This is a genomic window from Candidatus Poribacteria bacterium (genome assembly GCA_021295715.1).
In the GTDB taxonomy this organism is placed as follows: Bacteria; Poribacteria; WGA-4E; order WGA-4E; family WGA-3G; genus WGA-3G.
Genome location: JAGWBV010000062.1, coordinates 59,207 through 76,424, shown reverse-complemented (window position 1 = coordinate 76,424; position 17,218 = coordinate 59,207). Strand labels below are relative to the sequence as shown.

General features: G+C 50.1%; 20 protein-coding genes. 2 read left to right on the top strand and 18 right to left on the bottom strand.

What is annotated here, in order from left to right; translation table 11 throughout:
* Positions 1 to 146: 146 nt before the first annotated feature.
* Positions 147 to 953 carry a LamG domain-containing protein gene (locus J4G07_15635; GenBank protein ID MCE2415423.1) on the bottom strand — a complete coding sequence of 269 codons (807 nt, stop codon included), beginning with the start codon at positions 951 to 953 and terminating at the stop codon, positions 147 to 149.
* 293 nt (positions 954 to 1,246) lie between these two features.
* Here J4G07_15635 and J4G07_15630 point away from each other — a divergent pair, with 293 nt between their 5' ends.
* Both J4G07_15630 and J4G07_15625 read left to right on the top strand, forming a co-directional pair.
* On the top strand, positions 1,247 to 2,419 hold the full coding sequence (locus tag J4G07_15630) for a Gfo/Idh/MocA family oxidoreductase (GenBank protein ID MCE2415422.1): 1,173 nt from the start codon (positions 1,247 to 1,249) through the stop codon (positions 2,417 to 2,419).
* Between the two features lie 125 nt (positions 2,420 to 2,544).
* A complete protein-coding gene (locus J4G07_15625) occupies positions 2,545 to 3,345 on the top strand; it encodes an SDR family oxidoreductase (protein ID MCE2415421.1) in 801 nt (266 codons plus the stop codon).
* Between the two features lie 81 nt (positions 3,346 to 3,426).
* Here the strand turns inward: J4G07_15625 and J4G07_15620 are convergent, their stop codons facing one another.
* From J4G07_15620 to cyoE, 17 genes are all read right to left on the bottom strand, one after another.
* Positions 3,427 to 5,652, bottom strand: a complete 2,226-nt coding sequence (locus J4G07_15620) for a lamin tail domain-containing protein (GenBank protein ID MCE2415420.1) — start codon at positions 5,650 to 5,652, stop codon at positions 3,427 to 3,429.
* Between the two features lie 262 nt (positions 5,653 to 5,914).
* The gene (locus J4G07_15615) at positions 5,915 to 6,229 is read right to left on the bottom strand and encodes a nucleotidyltransferase domain-containing protein (GenBank protein MCE2415419.1); all 315 of its coding nucleotides are present in this window, start codon (positions 6,227 to 6,229) and stop codon (positions 5,915 to 5,917) included.
* Positions 6,226 to 6,648, bottom strand: a complete 423-nt coding sequence (locus tag J4G07_15610; protein MCE2415418.1) for a nucleotidyltransferase substrate binding protein — start codon at positions 6,646 to 6,648, stop codon at positions 6,226 to 6,228. The genes J4G07_15615 and J4G07_15610 overlap by 4 nt, the downstream gene beginning before the upstream one ends.
* Before the next feature lie 94 nt (positions 6,649 to 6,742).
* Complete coding sequence (locus tag J4G07_15605) at positions 6,743 to 7,006, bottom strand: PCP reductase family protein (protein MCE2415417.1); 264 nt, start codon at positions 7,004 to 7,006, stop codon at positions 6,743 to 6,745.
* Positions 7,007 to 7,438: 432 nt separating this feature from the next.
* Entirely contained in the window at positions 7,439 to 8,326 is an 888-nt protein-coding gene (locus J4G07_15600) for a P-loop NTPase (protein ID MCE2415416.1), read from the bottom strand.
* 132 nt (positions 8,327 to 8,458) lie between these two features.
* Positions 8,459 to 9,736: a PQQ-binding-like beta-propeller repeat protein gene (locus tag J4G07_15595; protein ID MCE2415415.1), complete on the bottom strand. Its 1,278-nt coding sequence runs from the start codon at positions 9,734 to 9,736 to the stop codon at positions 8,459 to 8,461.
* Positions 9,737 to 9,884: 148 nt separating this feature from the next.
* Entirely contained in the window at positions 9,885 to 10,136 is a 252-nt protein-coding gene (locus J4G07_15590) for a hypothetical protein (protein MCE2415414.1), read from the bottom strand.
* Positions 10,133 to 10,282, bottom strand: coding sequence for a hypothetical protein (locus J4G07_15585; protein MCE2415413.1), 150 nt, complete (start codon positions 10,280 to 10,282; stop codon positions 10,133 to 10,135). Before J4G07_15585 ends, J4G07_15590 begins: the two co-directional genes overlap by 4 nt.
* A gap of 369 nt (positions 10,283 to 10,651) precedes the next feature.
* The gene (locus tag J4G07_15580; protein ID MCE2415412.1) at positions 10,652 to 12,556 is read right to left on the bottom strand and encodes a universal stress protein; all 1,905 of its coding nucleotides are present in this window, start codon (positions 12,554 to 12,556) and stop codon (positions 10,652 to 10,654) included.
* Between the two features lie 148 nt (positions 12,557 to 12,704).
* Positions 12,705 to 12,935 carry a hypothetical protein gene (locus J4G07_15575; GenBank protein MCE2415411.1) on the bottom strand — a complete coding sequence of 77 codons (231 nt, stop codon included), beginning with the start codon at positions 12,933 to 12,935 and terminating at the stop codon, positions 12,705 to 12,707.
* Between the two features lie 166 nt (positions 12,936 to 13,101).
* A complete protein-coding gene (locus J4G07_15570; GenBank protein MCE2415410.1) occupies positions 13,102 to 13,740 on the bottom strand; it encodes an SCO family protein in 639 nt (212 codons plus the stop codon).
* A gap of 176 nt (positions 13,741 to 13,916) precedes the next feature.
* Positions 13,917 to 14,255, bottom strand: a complete 339-nt coding sequence (locus J4G07_15565) for a cytochrome C oxidase subunit IV family protein (protein MCE2415409.1) — start codon at positions 14,253 to 14,255, stop codon at positions 13,917 to 13,919.
* Between the two features lie 12 nt (positions 14,256 to 14,267).
* Positions 14,268 to 14,918 (bottom strand): cytochrome c oxidase subunit 3, encoded by a 651-nt coding sequence (locus J4G07_15560; protein MCE2415408.1) that lies wholly within the window; start codon positions 14,916 to 14,918, stop codon positions 14,268 to 14,270.
* 38 nt (positions 14,919 to 14,956) lie between these two features.
* Complete coding sequence (locus J4G07_15555) at positions 14,957 to 15,238, bottom strand: hypothetical protein (GenBank protein ID MCE2415407.1); 282 nt, start codon at positions 15,236 to 15,238, stop codon at positions 14,957 to 14,959.
* Between the two features lie 88 nt (positions 15,239 to 15,326).
* On the bottom strand, positions 15,327 to 15,878 hold the full coding sequence (locus tag J4G07_15550; protein MCE2415406.1) for a heme-copper oxidase subunit III: 552 nt from the start codon (positions 15,876 to 15,878) through the stop codon (positions 15,327 to 15,329).
* A gap of 38 nt (positions 15,879 to 15,916) precedes the next feature.
* Complete coding sequence (locus tag J4G07_15545; GenBank protein MCE2415405.1) at positions 15,917 to 16,159, bottom strand: hypothetical protein; 243 nt, start codon at positions 16,157 to 16,159, stop codon at positions 15,917 to 15,919.
* A 17-nt stretch (positions 16,160 to 16,176) separates the two neighbouring features.
* Positions 16,177 to 17,103, bottom strand: coding sequence for a heme o synthase (cyoE, locus tag J4G07_15540; GenBank protein MCE2415404.1), 927 nt, complete (start codon positions 17,101 to 17,103; stop codon positions 16,177 to 16,179).
* Positions 17,104 to 17,218 lie beyond the last annotated feature (115 nt).

The following is a 17,218-nucleotide window of genomic DNA, read 5'->3' as shown; positions in this document are numbered from 1 at the left end:
GCTTTTACCGCTTTTCACTATTAGGGAACTTATCAACCAAGTGTGTAAGTCCTATCGCAAAATATTTTGCGGCTATGGTGCGGTTCGGAGGGAAATACGCAGAAATATCCAAGCAAAAACACCGCACCTACCGGTTTTGAGCCGTCTTATGGGACACGCTTGAGGTAACCCCAACGTGTTGCGAGTTTGCCACCGGGTTCAACGTTAAGAATTGCGGCTAATCCTACATCCATCGCTTCCTGAATTTCCGCTTCGGTTCGTGCGACATTGGAGATGCGTATCTCGTCAATGACACCCTTTAATCCGTTTGCGTTATTGAGATTCGGCACGCCGATTGTAATCGGATCGGCACTCTGAAAAGTAGTGCCATTAGGTGCCTCGATTTCCAATTCACCATCAACATACGCGCGTCCCATTTTGCCATCATAGGTAAAGGCAAGATGATGCCACTTGTCGTCGGTAATCTTAGTCGTGGCATCTATGCTAAATCCACATGCCCCGTTCGCACCGATTTCTGAATGCAACACATGCTGATCTACATGAACCCAGATACCGTAGTTTCGATTGCCACAGCCTGCCTGCTGTTTGCAAACGATGCCCTGCCATTTCCCTGTGCCTTCTGCTACTTTGACCCATGCCTCAATACTCAGCGTTTCCAATTCCAGTTTTTTGGTAGACTCAACAACGACGTATCCACCGTCATTCCCGGGAAATTCTAATCCTCCCCCGAATTCAGCCTTGACCCATTTAGGTTTCCCGGCGAATTCGCCATCGTGTCCGTTACCGGAAACGTCTTTCACTACATCGCCGGCACCTTCGTCAAAGAGCCAGACGGCGACGGTGTTTTCGTCAACCGCTGCATGTGTAGATAGACAGACGAACAGGGTCAAAATCGCTATTGCGATGAAACAACACTTGATGCTATAGATAGGTTTTGTATCCGTAGTGTGCATGGTCATATCCCCCTTTATTGCGGTATTCTACCAGAAAACGAATGTCAAGTCAAGCATTTGGTGGTGCATTTCAGAGGCATTCAGTTATCAGCGGTCAGCAGTCAGCAGTCCCTTGTGACAGTCGCAAACGTCCTCAATGACCGCAACTGCTCTTTACCGAAGGCTGATAACCGATACCCAATAAGAGATAAAAATGTTGACATGAGACGGTGTATCGCATATAATTTCGCATGTTCACTTGTTGAAGCGTGTTGGGTACGCGTAAATTACAAGAGGCACATAAGGAGGCTTACATGGCAGAACGAATTAAAATGGGATTAGTCGGATGCGGCGGTATGTCCGGTGCGCACATGGGTGGGTATCGTGAACTCTGGTCGAAAGGCATCAGGGATTATGAGATCGTGGCGGCGTGCGATATCGCGGTGGAACGCGCTGAAGAACGGGCGAATCAGGCGCATGAGTTCCAAGGCGGAACGAAACCAGCCGTCTACACAGAACTTGATGAGATGTTGGCGAAGCACCCAGATCTGGAGTGCGTTGACATCTGTGCCCTCCACAGTGCACATCATACGCTTGCTGTGCCTGCGCTCAATGCCGGAAAACACGTTATTATTGAAAAGCCGTTCGGTATTACCATGCGGGCATGTAAACTAATGATGGAAGCCGCGGATCGAAATGACAGGATTATTTCCGTCGCTGAAAACTATCGTTTGGCGCGTATCCAACGCACCCGCAGCTGGGCAATCGCCCAAGGACGTATCGGTGATCCTCGAATGTTCTTCTGGGTAGAGGTCAGCGAAGGTTTGGGAAAATGGGGCTGGCGCAACTTCAAGATGGATGCAGGCGGTGGTTGGGCATTAGACGGCGGTGTGCACTTTACGGATCTGATGCGCTATATTCTCGGTATGGAAGCCGAGGAGGTCTATGCAATCAACAAGGCTTATGAACCTTTCCGCTATGACAATCCTGCAGAAAGAGAAGGCGGCTACGCCGTTGACGTTGAGGATGCGATGATCGCCACCATCAAGTTTGAACAGGGCGTTACAGCACAGTGGACATGGGTCGGTTCCGCTCCCGGACACGGTTTCCGTCAACACACCGTCTACGGTAGCGAAGGCTCGCTTGATTGGAACGAGGGGTTGGTGCCGCGCGGCGGCGAACCGATCTCCAACGATGACCTCATGCAGGAGTTTATGAATAGCCTGAGCGATTCGGAACGGGAATACTACTTCCCGGGCGGTGTGGAAGATACCGTCGCGATTGAACTGAAATACTTCGCCGATGCCATTCGGAGCGGTGGCAAACCGGAAGTGGATGCCGTTGAAGGTATGCGGTCAGAAGCCATCTGCATGGCGGTCTATGAATCGGGATGGTTCGGTCGTCCGGTGACGATTCAGGAGATCGAAAACTGCGAGTTGGAAGGCTATCAGAAGGAGATTAACGATAAGTTAGGGATAGGGGTGTAGGTATTAATTTTTACGAAAGGAGTGGAAGGTTGGAAGAATTTGGTTGGAAGATTGGAAGGCACCCATCCTTCCGTTTTTCCATGTTTCCATCCAAGAATTTTCTGCCTTCCTGATGGGTTGGAATTATGGATCGATTGAATGGGAAAGTTGCGATTGTTACAGGCGCTGGAAAAAAAGGGGACGTCGACGGCACCGGCTATGCGACATCAATACTCTTCGCGAGAGAGGGTGCGAAAGTGTTGTTGGCGGACCTCTCCCTTGAGAATGCCAACGCCACGCTTACAGAAATTGAGGCGGAAGGGGGCGAAGCATCGGTATTCATCGGAGATGTGTCCACAGAAGATGCCTGTGCTGGGATGGTAGAAGCCGCTGTCGAACGTTTTGGCAAAGTGAACGTCCTCTTCAACAACGTCGGGCTTGGTGGCTCCGGGGTCGTCACGCAGGTGGACGAAGAGAAGTGGGACAGAGTCATGGATGTCAATCTCAAAAGCATGATTATGGCGTGCAAACACGCCGTGCCACGGATGGTTGAGGCGGGCGGAGGGTCAATTATCAACGTCTCATCCATCGATGCGTTGCGTGCGGGTTCGTCTCGAAATCTACCGTATGCCGCCGCAAAAGGTGGAATGATTTCAGCAACAACAGTGATGGCAGTCCACCACGGACGAGATAACATTCGGGTAAATTGCATCGCGCCCGGACATCTTTACGCCTCATTTCCGGCACCGTATTTGAGCGAAGAGGAACGGGAACGGCGGCGGCTTATCGGACCCCTGGGAACAGAAGGAACGGCTTGGGATGTCGCGTGGGCAACCGTTTTTCTTGCCAGTGATGAATCGAAATGGATCTCCGGTGTCACTTTTCCGATTGATGCGGGGTTACTCGCCGCAACACCACTCGCTGTTGTGCATCAACTTGATGAGTAAGACATACAAACAGCGGGCAATGGATATCGGAATCCATTGCCCGCTGTTTATTTCAGGGAGTCCCTTTAGAATATTCTTTGGTTAATCCCGTGAGCGTTTCAATACGCCCCACTGCGTCGTCAGCTTACCTGTAGCGGAAACCAATCCTCTCAGGCGGACTGTTGCTAACGTCTGGCGTTCGCCACCCAAAGATACGTCCTCAATTTGGTAATAATAAACGACGTTCGGCTTCGCCGTGGTATCTGTCCATGTGTAGGTATTCCGTTCAGCGGTCGTGCCTGCCCCCGGAATCAACTGAGCGTTGATGACCTTGAATTCACCCGTCCTCGTTTGACTTCGCAGTATATTGAATCCGGCGTTGTCCACCTCGGATTCGGTCGTCCAATGAATGACAACCGTGCCAGTTTCGGTGAGGTCTGGACGGAATTGAGAGAGTTGGACCGGAAGTGCTCCCCCTGCCCGGACACCTGGGCTTCCGTGGTCGGTTCTACTACCGTACCACGTTTCAATATTTTTCCGTGATAAGTCAAGGAATGAAGTTTCTGCTGCGCGGATCCACGCCTCTCTCAGGGTCCCGTCAAACGCGATACCTTTGTTCGTGTATCTTCGGGTCCGCGGGTTATACTCGCGATACCGGCGGACAATCGAGGTTCGGTCTCCATCTTCTGTCCATCCGTTCGGTAATTCCCATGTGGGTCGATCGGAAGTCCGGACACTACCATCAAGGTTTCCAACTTCATCGACGAGGTTATTTCTTCCATCAACGAGTTTGATGTGGAATCCCTGGGTCGGATGTAAGAATGCATCTCGCGAGGTACGCATCCCAAATTCAGCGGCGAGTGCGGGGTAAACCTTGAAGACACGGGTAACTTCGAAAAGTTGTCCTTTCGCGTGAGTGGTCCCAGAGTTTCTTCCATTGGCTGAGACGATGAGCACCGTCTGCTCTGGAGAGATCGTTTTCACGCGTCCACTCTCCTTAAAATTAATTGTTCCGGACAGAGGTTCGTTGTTTGCGCGCGGATTGTCGTAGTTTTCAATTATCAACTCCCACCCGGTCCCAGCATCTAAGGCGACGGTTTCGGTTTTAGAAGTATTGGAGAGTTCAATCCACTGGATTTCATTCGCGCCCCCATCTGTAGCGAACATAATTTCGCTAATCGTCACTGTTCCTTGTCTTGGCGTGGTTCCTGGTGGCGTGGGGGCGGTTGGAACGACCGTAAAGGTGTGTGCGGGGGAAGGCGTTGCGACATTTTGGACCCCACCTGCGTCTGCCACTGCACCAGTGTTGACCTGTACCTTTACACTTGTCGCACTGGGATTGGGTGCGAGCGTTGCGACGTAACTGTTTGTATTGGGAATTGCGAAGAGGGCGGTGATAGAACCGCCGATGACGGTGATTTCATTCGGAACCAGTGTGGACCCCGTCTGAACGGGTTCGTCAAAAGTGATCGTCATCGGAAACACACCGCCGCCTACGGGAGGCGTTCCTGTAATCGTAGCGACGGGTCCGGTCGTATCCACGGTAAATGTGCCTTTCGGGAAGATATACGAACCGTTAGCGGAGGGTTCCATCGTTATCTGCGCTATACCTACCCCGGGGCGAATTGTCACCGTCCAGACTCTTTTAGCGGCATCAGATGAAAGGCTATCAACAGAGCCCCCCGTGATCTTGAGATCGGCGCGTGTCAGTGTAATTGTCGTGCTTGAGGTCAGCGTCACCGTAAACGGCGCATTGCCAGGAATGGACCTATCAGACGACAGTGTGAGCGGAGGTGCCGCGCTGCGAAGTATGTTGACGACTAGTTGGTCAGCCCCCACAGTAGGAGCATTACCTCTAATTTGCCCGGCAACAGAGTCCCATTCACCAGGAGTATTGGCAGCCGCCGTTGGCACGTTTATAATGACCGTATTGACGTTTCCATTGGCAGTGATTGTGGTTGTGTATACGCTCCCATTGGCTTTGGCTTGAACAGCAGAAGCTATCGCGCCCCCCGGAACAATCCTATCGTTGCTATCTGCAGCAACCAAATCAATATCCTCGACCTCAAAGCCGGTTACTGGGGTATTGACAGGATTAGCAACAGTGGGGTCAACTTGAAACGTAATGGTTAGTTCAAAAGAAACGGATTCAGCTCTGATACCGTATACTTGGATGCCCAGTGTGTCTGGTTCAGTGTCAACATTTGCCACCTCATCTGGGACCGACAGGACTGGTGTTACCGCGGTTGCGGGGATTGCAACGAAAGCCAATCCGATCACAAGTAGCACGGGAAAAATTAAGATAAATTTCAATTTATTAAAGAACATTCGTCATTTTCCTCCTTCAAGCGAATTCAAGCGAATTCAAGCGAATTCAAGCGCAGGAACATGTTTTGGAGTTTTTTCGTCGAGTTCGGTTTTTAACGCGAATTTTCAAAAATTTCTCTCCTGAAGGAGTTAACGTCATTTCGGTTAAGGGCGTTACGAAAAAGTGCGGTGAAAGAAGGATAGTGTGTCAGGCGGGATGTGGTGTGTATATTGTCTGAATCAGGATTTACAAGATTAGAGGATTTATAGGATTGGAGCTTTCTCAGGCATCCGTATATTTCTCGTAAAAGTTTACGCCGACACGCTGAATCTGTTCGACCATAGCAGGGTTATCAATCTGATGAAAAATGGAGAGATCAATGGTATAGGGCAGGAGTAGATCGTCTAATTCGGTGTCAATTCGGGAGAGGATGCTGTGCGTTAATGCCGCCCCACAGAGCGTAAGGTCAATGTCGGATCCGTTTCGGTAGGTGCCTGCGGCGCGTGAACCGTACAAAATCACCCTCTCCACTTGAGGATAACGGCTGAAAACGCCTCGGATTTTTTCGAGGGTGCGATCTGATAAACCGTACTTCATAACGATTGTTCCTGTTTTAGGTACTCTATTTTTCCGAGCAACGTCTCAAATTCAGAGAAATATGTATTAAGAACCGCAGAAACAACCTCTTTAGCAACGCTCTCGTTGTAGGTATGGGTGGTTAAATTGCGGTGGCGGATCATTTCCATCCACGCTTCCCCATTTTCGATTAACCCTTCCTTGAAAGCCGCACGGGTTGTATCCCTTGAACCGTATAACTTAAATTCTTGTGTTTGAAGAAAATCCTTCAGGGCATTCCACGCCAATTCATGGGTATATTCAAATCCCTGTATTAATCCTTGTGCTTCCAAGTCCGACAGTTCACGCTGTCGTGCCAAATCCACTCCTTCTTTCAATCGCGAAAATGCTTTGCGAAAACTATCGGCCCTTTGTATCCAGCGACTGTCTTGATAGTCCATGGTGTGCACTCCGAACAGAATCGCGAGTAAAACTCGCTCCTACAATAAGGGATTGAGGAACGTAACGGAGAAATAAATCAAGGTTAACTCAGTATTAGAATTGTGCGGGGAAGTTGCCGCGTGCGGCATCCATGACTTCGGCTGTAATCTCGTCATGTCCGTTGTCTTTGGCAAAACTCTCAATCCCCATCTTCGCCATCGGACGGACAAACGCGGGAATTCGCTCTAAGCGTTCGAGTGCCTCCGCTGACCAGGCGGGACCGGTCGGCTCAGCAGGCTCAGGCTCTTCCTGAAATGCGTCCGAGATGGCAGAGGTAAACGGGCATTTGCCGCCTTCAGCGGTTTCACCGGAACCCATTCCTGGGGAAAACTCGTTCGGCATCGCTTCGGTCTTTCCTGTCTCTAACTGTGAACGCACCATCTGCATCGGTTGCGCTGCTTCGTTGTTCCCACCGAGTTTGAGATCCAAGGATTTTAACATCTGGGTCTCCGACGGATTCAGGAACATGGCGATCTCGGTAAAGCAGTCAGGACATTCAAAGAGCGCTGTCACGGAGCCTTGTTCGGGACGGGTTACATCTTTAAATTTCATCGCTGTATCACAGTCTGTACATAAGAACTTCATTTTTTAATTTTCCTTGCGGTTTTTGAATTATACCTTGCGGTTCGGTCAGGTGGATCTGATCAATCAAGGATTTTTGCGTAGACCCGCCTGCGCCGTTGTTGCAGGCTACACGCATGGCACCACCAATTTTTAATTATACCTTGCGGTTAACGTAGGGTTCATATTTCACGGGCTTTTTTCAAAAAATGCTTGAACCTGTTCAGCTACCTGTATGAGTACCTTGCTCGCGGGAGCGTCCGGGTATTCATGCAGATACAAAGTTCCGTCGTCACCAGAACGGGCGAGTTTTGGATCAAAGGGGACACTGCCCAAAAGATCCTGCTGGAATGCAGTATCCAACGTCTCGTCACTGGAAAAAAGCGGTTCCTCTTCGCCACAATGTTGACAGACATAGCACGCCATGTTTTCGACGACACCGATGATCGGAACTTTGAGAATATCTCTCGCCATTGTTATCGATTTTTTGACGATGAGCTGCGATACCTCAGAGGGGATTGTCACGACGACCACACCCCCGAGGTCGGGGATAAGTTCTGCCACGTTCGGCAGCCGATCGGTTCCGGGAGGCAAATCCAGTAGGAGATAATCCAACGTTCCCCATTCCGTATCGCCGATGAATTCTCGGAGTGCACCGACCTCCATCGTGCTACGCCACGTGAACGCGTCCTTCTGGGTGTGCGCATTCCAGAGTACCGGGGCATCGTCTTCCGCCAAGAGCAGATCCATAGAGATAAGTTTTGTGCCGAGTGTGGTCATCGCAGGCTTGACTCCGGCGGGTGTGTATTCCAGCGTAGCGTTACGCACCCCCATCATCTTGGCGAGCGTCGGTCCGTTGATGTCAGCATCGACGACCCCGACAGTGTTCCCCTTCAGCGTGAGCGCGGTGGCGAGGTTCGCAGTGAGGGCACTCTTGCCGACACCGCCTTTCCCGCTCATAATCGCGACGGTGTGTTTGACCGAGGCGAGCCGTTTCTGGAGTCGGTTCACCTGCGCCGTGACTTGCCCGATAATGTTGGACCCGGCATCGCTTGGTAGTTCTCTATAAGTTTTCATTTATGATAGATTTTAGAATTACTTATACATTGTGACCGGTGAGTTTGCGGGCAACCACGAGGGTTGCCCCTACAGAGAACACGCATTACGCAAACTCTTCAAATAGAGATGATATTACTCGCTTGCACCAGATTAAAAACCACCGATAGCATAGAGTGCCTGATAACTGCGCAGATAGAGCGTCCCGTTTACGAGAACGGGAGATGCGGCGATGACCTCATCCATCGAATTGCTGGCAACCACCTCAAATTCACGTCCCGCCTTTACAACGGTGATAACACCATCCCGAGATGTGAGATAGACGTATCCGTTCGCATAGATCGGCGAGGCGCGATGTCGGTGGCGATGTGTCCGTTCTCGATAGAGTTGTTTGCCGGTCTCGGCATCAAGACATATCAGATCACCGTTCTCCCGACAGAGATACACTAACCCGTCATGGATGAGTGGAGACGGAACATCTGGTGTGCCTTGCTGAAGCTTCCAACGTTGCCATTCGCTGTTCGTAATGTCGCCCTGTGCAGCTGGATCGATGCCCACAACGGGTCCGTTCTTCGCTGAGGGAACAACGATAAGTCCTTCCATTGCAACCGGAGAAGCGACGAATCGGAGGGAATAGTTATAACGCTCCTTTGGATTCAAGTCACCACACCGCCAGATTTCACTCCCATCCGTAAGACTGTGAGCCGTGACATAGTCTGCGCCGTGGACGACGAGATATTCACGTTCTGAATCACGGTAGAGAATCGGAGAGGTATAGGCGTGTTCACACTCCTCAGTTGCGTCGCTTTTGCGTTTATGCTTCCAGATCTCTTTCCCCGTCATTTTGTCGAGAGCCAGCACGAGCCATGCATTGCTGTGGATGAGTTGGATGTAAAGCCGATCCTTATCAAGTAACGGGGTTGTTGACATGACGAAATAGAGGTTAAATCTACCGTAACGGTCAGCGAGATTGGTGTGCCATACTTGATTCCCATCGAAATCGTAGCAGGCGAGATCCCCGGTGCCGAGGAACGCCCAGACGTGCTCGCCATCGGTCACAGGAGACGGCGCGGCAGAATTGCCTTCGCCGCCACGGACAACGCGGTTGCCGCGTCCTAAAGTCCGCTTCCAGAGTTCTTCGCCTTCGGTACTGATACACATCAAGACGAGGGTGTTGCCTTCAGCAGAAGTCAGGAAAATTTTATCTTCCCAGACAACAGGCGTAGAGGCAGCATCACCGGGAAGTGGCAAACGCCATTGGACGTTCTCGGTTTGGCTCCATTGGATAGGCGGGTCGGTCTCCTGGCTGACACCGTCGTTGTTCGGTCCGCGCCACTGGTGCCAGTTGTCTGTAAAACCATCCGCGACCAGAATAAACACCCCAAGTAGGAGTGTTAGGATATTTCGTAAAACATTTCGCATGATGTTCATGTCTTGCTCCTCAGTGGTCCTCGTTGAGATAGGGAAATGGCTATCGGCTTTCGGTTTCCATTAGTAATTCGTGTTGCAGGACACATCGCCTTACCCTCCACAACACCCTCTGGCTGACTGCCGATCGCTGACCGCCAACTGCTATCCTTCAACGCTTCTCGTCTGTCCATACGCCTCGCTCAGGACCGTTCCACTGGTAAGGCGTTATTTTTGATAAACTTCCGACGCTGTATTCCAGAAATTCATGCCCAGCCTCTATAACATAGCCTTCGTTTGTGAAAACGGGAAACTCCAGATCAGAGAGGGAAGCGAAAGGTTCAATTTCGAGCCATACATCAAGTTTACCTTCCACTGTCCTGTAAAAAAGATCTGCAGAGTGGCTTTCATGCTTCAGAATCATGACGGTGCCGGACTGTCGCCAACGACAAGATTACTCGCTGGTGGGGGATCCGATTGCACTTTAAACCATAAACCCTTGTGCGAACCCTCCGCAACGCCTTCATTTGGACCGAGGATTTGGAATGTGACCGCTGGAATGTTGCTCATCGTTTACTCCGGTTTTAAACAATACAGGACTTACGCAAAATTGGCTTTCATGCCAAAATTGAGGGGATATTCCCGAAGAAAGCGCAATAATGCACGTCGCATTTGGGCGAGTACGCCGCAGAATTGCGCTACTACGAACCAAAGACCACATGAAAACGGGTCAACTGCGTAAGTCCTACAATAGTTGCACTTACACATCAATATCAGCGACTCCGCCTATTTCCATCAGGACTTACGCAATTTTGACCATAGTTATCCGAATCGGGGTTATAAACCCCTCCTACAAAAATGGTTCGTGACAATTGAATGGCTCCGACTACTATAAGATACGGCACAAAGGAATTTCTACACTTTAGAATGGAGCGGGTATCAGTCCTGATTTGGCTGTTGATAGTACTCCCCAAGGACCTCATTGGCGAGACTTCTGCCGTCCTCAATGACGCGAGCGGCGAAATCAAGTGTAACTTGGGGAACGTCGTTTTCCTGCGCTCGCTGCTCAATCCGTGTTTGCGTGATATTCCGCATAAATCCAGCAGGCACCAAGTTCAAACGTTCGATTGCCTCCTCGGTCCATTGCACTGGACTCTCAAAGTCCTGAACGACTTCAGTGTTCCCAGCGTCGGTCTGTGCTTGCACGGCTCTGAGTTCGGGAGCGTCTTCACGGACTGCCGCCGCTTCACCCATACTGTCTTCGATAATCTCGGTTGCGAAGGCGTTTGTGATCGTGGCAATCTTTTGAGAACGTGCGGATTTTTCAATACGTGCTTTGACGTTTCGGCGCATATAGCCGCGCGGGACACCGCGCAGCGCCTTTTTCGCCTGTTCCGACCATTGGAGTCGTACACCGTCAAACGTCTCTTCCTCGTCAGTGCCCCCCTCGTCTACAGCGATATTCTGCAATGAACCCTTGTCAACCCTCTGAAAACGCTCCGGCGATGAACTACAGACGGGACACTTCACAGGCTGTTGGTTGTGCGCGGCGTAGCCGCATTCGCCACAGATGTAGGTTTGGACGGCATCTGATTCCAACACTTTCTGTTCGGCGATTTCCTTCGCGACGCGTGTCAACTGCTCAGAGGCACGTTGCGGCATGATGGCTTCCATCGCCATGTCAATGACACTCTCGGTAATCACGGAATGCCCACGCTCTATAGCGAACCGGTGGACAGCCGTCTTGGCAATGCCGCGGACGAGCGATGGCGCTTTCTCCATCCGATCCATAGCCTCCTGCGTCCAGACGAGCGTCTCCTCTGCTTTTACATCGATTTGCGGGAAATAGCGTTGGCTCGACAGCAGGACGTTACAAGGGGCAAGACGCAATAGATTTTCGGCGGTGCTACCGATGTCCATATCCTGTTCACTGTGGACACCGATTCTGCCTAAAACGAGGAGCCACGGATTCGTTTTTCGTGCATATTGTAGGATCTTTTCGTAGGCTTTTCCGTCAAGTAGGGTAATTTTTAGGGCGTAGTCGTGTTCCTCTTTTGCGATAGCGCGCGCAACCTCCAAATGCGACTGATAGATTTTTGCCAAACCTGTATCAATCACCTCTTCGTGGAGTTGCTCTTGCTCTTTAAATCTGAAAGTCCGTGCGGCGCGTTCTGTGAGGACATTCACCACAGAATTGAAGACGATGTAGTGTAGATACGGATCATAGACGCCAACGGCTTCGACCTGTTTATTGAACTTACGTCCGAGTTGTATCGCGGTTTTCAAGCCTGAGAAAGATTCCGGACTTCCATCGATTCCGACGAGGATATTTCCTTCACTCTCTTCAATCGATTCAAGGTCCCGGACAACGAGTGTATCGGTATTAATACGGCGGACGACGCGTTCACAGACGCCACCGATGAGGCTATCCTTGACGGCACCCATACCGAGTGCCCCGATAATCACGAGATCGTAATCGCCTTCCTGAATGTCCTCAACGAGTTTTATGAAGTGCTTGCCTTCGGGCATTCTCGCTTCAAATGGGATCTCAAATTCAGTGCACTTCTGCTTCATCACCTCAAGATAGGAATCCGAGATGAGTTGGAGTCCCATCGTAATGAGCGTATCGTGGATACGACGTTGTTTCTCAAGCTCGACCTCGTCCTGATACTCCTCCGGCAGGGTATATTCCATCTGTTTAAAGCGAACATCGTGCATTTTTGCGGCGTAAACGTGCGAACCTACCAATTGGGATCCGAACTTCCTTGCGAACGCAACTGATAGAGCGATACTTGCGTCCGAGTAGTCGGAATTGTCAACAGGTACGTAGATTTTTTTTATCATCTTTTTAATTTTCCTTGCGGATTTTTAATTTTACCTTGCGGAGAAACAACGGACGTTTCGACTTTTAGGTGCGCTTCTTATATCCGCCCTCCATTCCATTACGGGCTATGGTTTCGGTCTTTCGGGTTAGGGAACTCAACTGCCATCTCTACAGTTCATCCTGTTCACTTGGTTTGTAACGAGCCCCCAGAAAGCCACCGAGGATATGGGCGATCAAGGTTGCGGGCCATAAGTAAACCATCGCGGTTTGCCATCCCCAATGGAGAACAAAACGCCGCACAACGATGTTAATAACAATCGGTATGTAGAGGCATCTGCTCCACGGACGACTGAATCTCTTAAACCGCCCACGGTAAAACCCAAACGTGAAATGAACCACAAAAGCCGCCACGGAAATTAACAAACTTGGTACATCGTTTATCATTGCCTCTAAACAAACCGACTTGACCAGAGCGTGTAGTCCGATGTGTAAGATCGGACGGGTTACGTAGAAAAAATCCAGTTCAAACTAAACCTAACCGAACGCACGGCGAATAATTAAAAAATCATTTTTCGAGAAGCATCTTGATATCCCGCCGTAGACGCAGGAGTGCCGGTTTGCTTCGGCTATCGTAGTAGTCATAGATGTTCCCATCTGGCGTGACGAGAACAAACCTCGTGCTATGAAGGAGTTCAGTGCCGTTGTGTCCCGCGGCTAAACTGAATCCGTCCGCGGCTAACTCGTAGATATCCGCCTTGTTCCCCGTAAGAAAGTGCCAACGTCTGTCGTCAGCACCATAAGCCTTTGCGTAGCGCGAGAGAACGCGTGATGTATCCCGCTCCGGATCCACGGAGAAGGAGACAAAATAGATCGGATCCGCGACAAATTCGGACTGGAGGCGTGCCATCTCCTGTGTCATTGCCGGACAAATCGTTGGGCAATTGGTGAAGATAAAGTCTGCGACCCAAATTTTGCCCTTCATGTCGGACAGTGCCAACGGCTCTCCCTGCTGTGTTGTCAGGCTAAAGTCTGGAACACTGACAGCGTCACTCTTAGAAACCGGTACTTCCGATTTGGTGCCAAACACCGACCACAAATTGATCCCCGCGATGCCGATGATGATCACACCGAGCACTACCCAGATGAGGGTACTTTTGTCAAGTCGCCGTCCAGTTGTGTTGGTATTGGCAGTTTGTGTTTCCATACCGAGCACCATAGAAGCCAATTTAAGATGCAGATGACCACATTCTTCCTGAAGTATTGTTATGTCCGCAGTGTCTGAATCATAGATTATCGCGGATTTTAGGATTCCTGTGTATCCAACGTCTTTAGCAGCGTGTTGGGTTCACTGGGTATCTCCACATCCAGACCAACCAGCAGTTAGTGAGCGGACGTATCTACAATTTCTGTTGTCGGTTCCGTTCCACCTTCGATTCGCGAGTCTAACGTGAGATCGGGCATCAACGCGAAAACGAGCAGAACACAGATAAGGAAGGGTGTCATTACAATAACCACCAATGTCTTCCTTTCAAATTTCAGATGCATGAAATAATTTGCAACCAAGATGGCCTTAGCACACGCCAGTCCGATGAGCAGAATGGCTTTAACTACGGTTGGGAAATCCGGTATGACGACCAAAAGTTCAAGGACGGTCAGCCCGGTGAGCCACCAGAAAATATTCATGTATTTCGGATGCTCTTTGTGCCCATTTTGTGCCATTTTCATGTCCTCCTATAGTAGATAAATGAAGGTGAAGACCATAATCCAAATCAGGTCAACGAAGTGCCAATAGAGCCCAACGATTTCTACCTCATGGTTAAACTCAGCGGTATATCTGCCACGCAAACCGTGTATCAAGATAACCAAAAGATAAATGACACCACCTGTTACGTGCATCCCGTGGAAACCTGTGATGGCGTAGAAAGTCGGACCAAAAAGCGTCGAACCGCTAATCGCTGCACCCGATAACCCGTGATCAGGAATACCAGTAAGTGTCAACCCGTGGTGAATCAGATGATACCATTCATAAGCCTGTAACCCAAGGAAGATGATGCCTCCGCCGATTGTCAACCCAAGGAACATGCACATGCGTGAGACATTGCCGTTCTGAATCGACTCCAATGCTTTCACCATCGTGACACTACTGCATATCAACAGGAATGTCATAAACGCGGTTAGCTCAATGCCAAGAATCTCAGTTGGCGGAGCCCAACCGATTGCGCCTGCCCCTGCTCGAATGGCGGCATAAGCCGCCAGCAAGGCACCAAACGACATGGTGTCTCCAACGAGAAAGATCCACATGCCGAGTTTACCAAGACTGTCCGGCGTAAGCGAAGGCTCATATACATCTTCAGTGTGATCTAAAGTGGTAGCGTGTTCCACTATATCTAACTCCTTTCCGTTTTAAGAGTTGTCAGTTGTCAGTTAAGGAGATTTCTGATGCGTAGAAAATCCTTTTTTAACCGACTACCGACTACCGATAACCGATAACCATTCCAATGTAAGAAAATCGTGCCGCCGATGAGACCGAAAACCGTAAACGGCATCGCCATCATAAAAAGGATACTCCAATTAAAACCCTTATTGATAGGTTCATCAAGTTCTTTACATCCTGGACATGCCTCAACGGACATCGGGACTATAAACATAACGAGTACCAAGATGGCAGCCCATACAGCATTTGTATAAAACGATTTGCTCATTCAACACTTCCTTTTTATAGGTGTCAGTGGACAGTTTTCAGTTAAAGAGGACTCTGGTTCAACGGATCTGCCCCTTAACCGACAACCATTAAAAGAGATATACCAACACATACAGAATTGGCCAAAGTGCGACAACAAAAATCCAGTAGATAGTACAGGTATCAACACCTACGTAACGTTCAGCAGAAAAACGCCCTGTGAGTGCCATTCCAAAAACGATGAATAGCCAGATAACAGCACTCAGCACGTGGACGGCATGGCACCCGATGAGTACATAAAAGATGCCGCCATAGACCCCAGATTGGAGGGTAAGCCCGTTGCGAATGAGTTGTACCCATTCGCTTCCCTGTACACCGAGGAAGAGTAAACCGAGCCCTCCAGTAAGCAGTAGCCAATTGCAGAGTTGCTTCAGTTGGTCCTTCTGAATTGCGCGGCGTGCTTGAAACATCGTGTAGCCGCTCAATAAGAGCAGAACAGTATTGATACCCGTTACCGCGCGCGGCAACTCAATCCCGATATGCGACGGCGGGGGCCAGGTAACATTACCGACCCGAAATACGAGAAACGTCCCGATGAGTCCTGAGAACAACATCGTCTCTGCACCGAGTAGGACTAATATTCCCAATCGTGCGTTGCTCAATGGTTGGTGTCTCTGTATTTGAGAGTTATCATGTGCCATCATTCACGCGCTCTATTTTTTAAAATCCGAAGAACAATCTCAATGACCGCCGCGATAACCAGCAGTAACCCAATGACACCCAAAACAGGGACGACCAGACTCTTGATGACACTTTCAACAGACTGAGGTGCTTTGCTGCCTGTAATAATTGCAATCGTCACGACGACAAACAATCCTGCAAACAGTAGACACAAAATGAGTCCAAGGCGGCGGTTTTGCTTTCGGTGCTCTGGCGCGTTCATAATCTGCAGACTCCCGACTAAATTTTATCCAACGCCATCGTGACAAATACCAACGGCAGATAGAGCAGCGAGGCGTATAACAGATAGCGTGCGGCTTTTACCGAACGTGTGCGTGCTAAATAGATCCCGACCGCCAGAAACCCTACGCCTGATAGCAGTGCTGTGAAGAAATAAACGCTACCCGCAATGTTGTATAATGTCGGTAGCAAGCCGACGCCGAGAAGCGCGACGCAATTAACCACAATTTGACGGCATGTACTCGTTCCATCCGGGTGAATGACCGGCAACAAACGGAATCCCGCATTTGCGTAGTCTTCGCGATAGATGTAGGCTATTGCGAGAGAGTGCGGGATCTGCCACAAAAAGAGTATCGTAAATAGGACCCATGCCTCGCCCGTTAGTGAACCTCGTGCGGCAACCCATCCAACGACAGGCGGGAGCGCGCCGGGCACTGCTCCGATAAGCGTACACAGCGAGGTTTTCCGTTTGAGCGGTGTATAGAGAAAGAGATAACTCACAACTATCAGCGAAATGACAAAACCACTCAGCACATTGACGATAAACGTCAGGTAGAGCATCCCACTGCCCGTGAGGATAGAACCGACAAGAAGTGCCGTCAACGGATTCATTCTACCACCGGGGAGCGGTCTCTCCTGCGTCCGCTTCATCTGTGCATCTACATCGCGTTCAAGGTATTGGTTAAGTCCCAAGACACCCGCCGCTGTCAATCCTGCCCCAACGAGCGTATGCAGGTATCGGAGCCACTCTATAGTCTGCTGCGCGCCGAGATAGAAGCCCGCGGCGGTCGTAATGAGTATCATCACAACCAATCTCGGTTTGACGAGTTCGACAAAGTCAGCGGCGCGATGCGCAAAAACCGTCGGCTTCGCCGGTCGGTTCACTGTATCTGTATTGTCTGGTAACGTTACCGTTGTTGAACGCATTTTTTAATTATACCTTGCGGAGGAATGACGTAAATTGAAATTTTAGCACACCCTTCTCACGAGTCGCCCTCCACTTCGTTACGGGCTACGGTTACGAAAATTAGCTTAAGACAGC

What these genes read in the sequence shown, in the direction of transcription:
- J4G07_15635 (MCE2415423.1), bottom strand. Translation starts at nt 953, where the DNA reads ATGCACACTACGGATACAAAACCTATCTATAGCATCAAGTGTTGTTTC.
- J4G07_15630 (MCE2415422.1), top strand. Translation starts at nt 1,247, where the DNA reads ATGGCAGAACGAATTAAAATGGGATTAGTCGGATGCGGCGGTATGTCC.
- J4G07_15625 (MCE2415421.1), top strand. Translation starts at nt 2,545, where the DNA reads ATGGATCGATTGAATGGGAAAGTTGCGATTGTTACAGGCGCTGGAAAA.
- J4G07_15620 (MCE2415420.1), bottom strand. Translation starts at nt 5,652, where the DNA reads ATGTTCTTTAATAAATTGAAATTTATCTTAATTTTTCCCGTGCTACTT.
- J4G07_15615 (MCE2415419.1), bottom strand. Translation starts at nt 6,229, where the DNA reads ATGAAGTACGGTTTATCAGATCGCACCCTCGAAAAAATCCGAGGCGTT.
- J4G07_15610 (MCE2415418.1), bottom strand. Translation starts at nt 6,648, where the DNA reads ATGGACTATCAAGACAGTCGCTGGATACAAAGGGCCGATAGTTTTCGC.
- J4G07_15605 (MCE2415417.1), bottom strand. Translation starts at nt 7,006, where the DNA reads ATGGGTTCCGGTGAAACCGCTGAAGGCGGCAAATGCCCGTTTACCTCT.
- J4G07_15600 (MCE2415416.1), bottom strand. Translation starts at nt 8,326, where the DNA reads ATGAAAACTTATAGAGAACTACCAAGCGATGCCGGGTCCAACATTATC.
- J4G07_15595 (MCE2415415.1), bottom strand. Translation starts at nt 9,736, where the DNA reads ATGAACATCATGCGAAATGTTTTACGAAATATCCTAACACTCCTACTT.
- J4G07_15590 (MCE2415414.1), bottom strand. Translation starts at nt 10,136, where the DNA reads ATGATTCTGAAGCATGAAAGCCACTCTGCAGATCTTTTTTACAGGACA.
- J4G07_15585 (MCE2415413.1), bottom strand. Translation starts at nt 10,282, where the DNA reads ATGAGCAACATTCCAGCGGTCACATTCCAAATCCTCGGTCCAAATGAA.
- J4G07_15580 (MCE2415412.1), bottom strand. Translation starts at nt 12,556, where the DNA reads ATGATAAAAAAAATCTACGTACCTGTTGACAATTCCGACTACTCGGAC.
- J4G07_15570 (MCE2415410.1), bottom strand. Translation starts at nt 13,740, where the DNA reads ATGGAAACACAAACTGCCAATACCAACACAACTGGACGGCGACTTGAC.
- J4G07_15565 (MCE2415409.1), bottom strand. Translation starts at nt 14,255, where the DNA reads ATGGCACAAAATGGGCACAAAGAGCATCCGAAATACATGAATATTTTC.
- J4G07_15555 (MCE2415407.1), bottom strand. Translation starts at nt 15,238, where the DNA reads ATGAGCAAATCGTTTTATACAAATGCTGTATGGGCTGCCATCTTGGTA.
- J4G07_15545 (MCE2415405.1), bottom strand. Translation starts at nt 16,159, where the DNA reads ATGAACGCGCCAGAGCACCGAAAGCAAAACCGCCGCCTTGGACTCATT.
- cyoE (MCE2415404.1), bottom strand. Translation starts at nt 17,103, where the DNA reads ATGCGTTCAACAACGGTAACGTTACCAGACAATACAGATACAGTGAAC.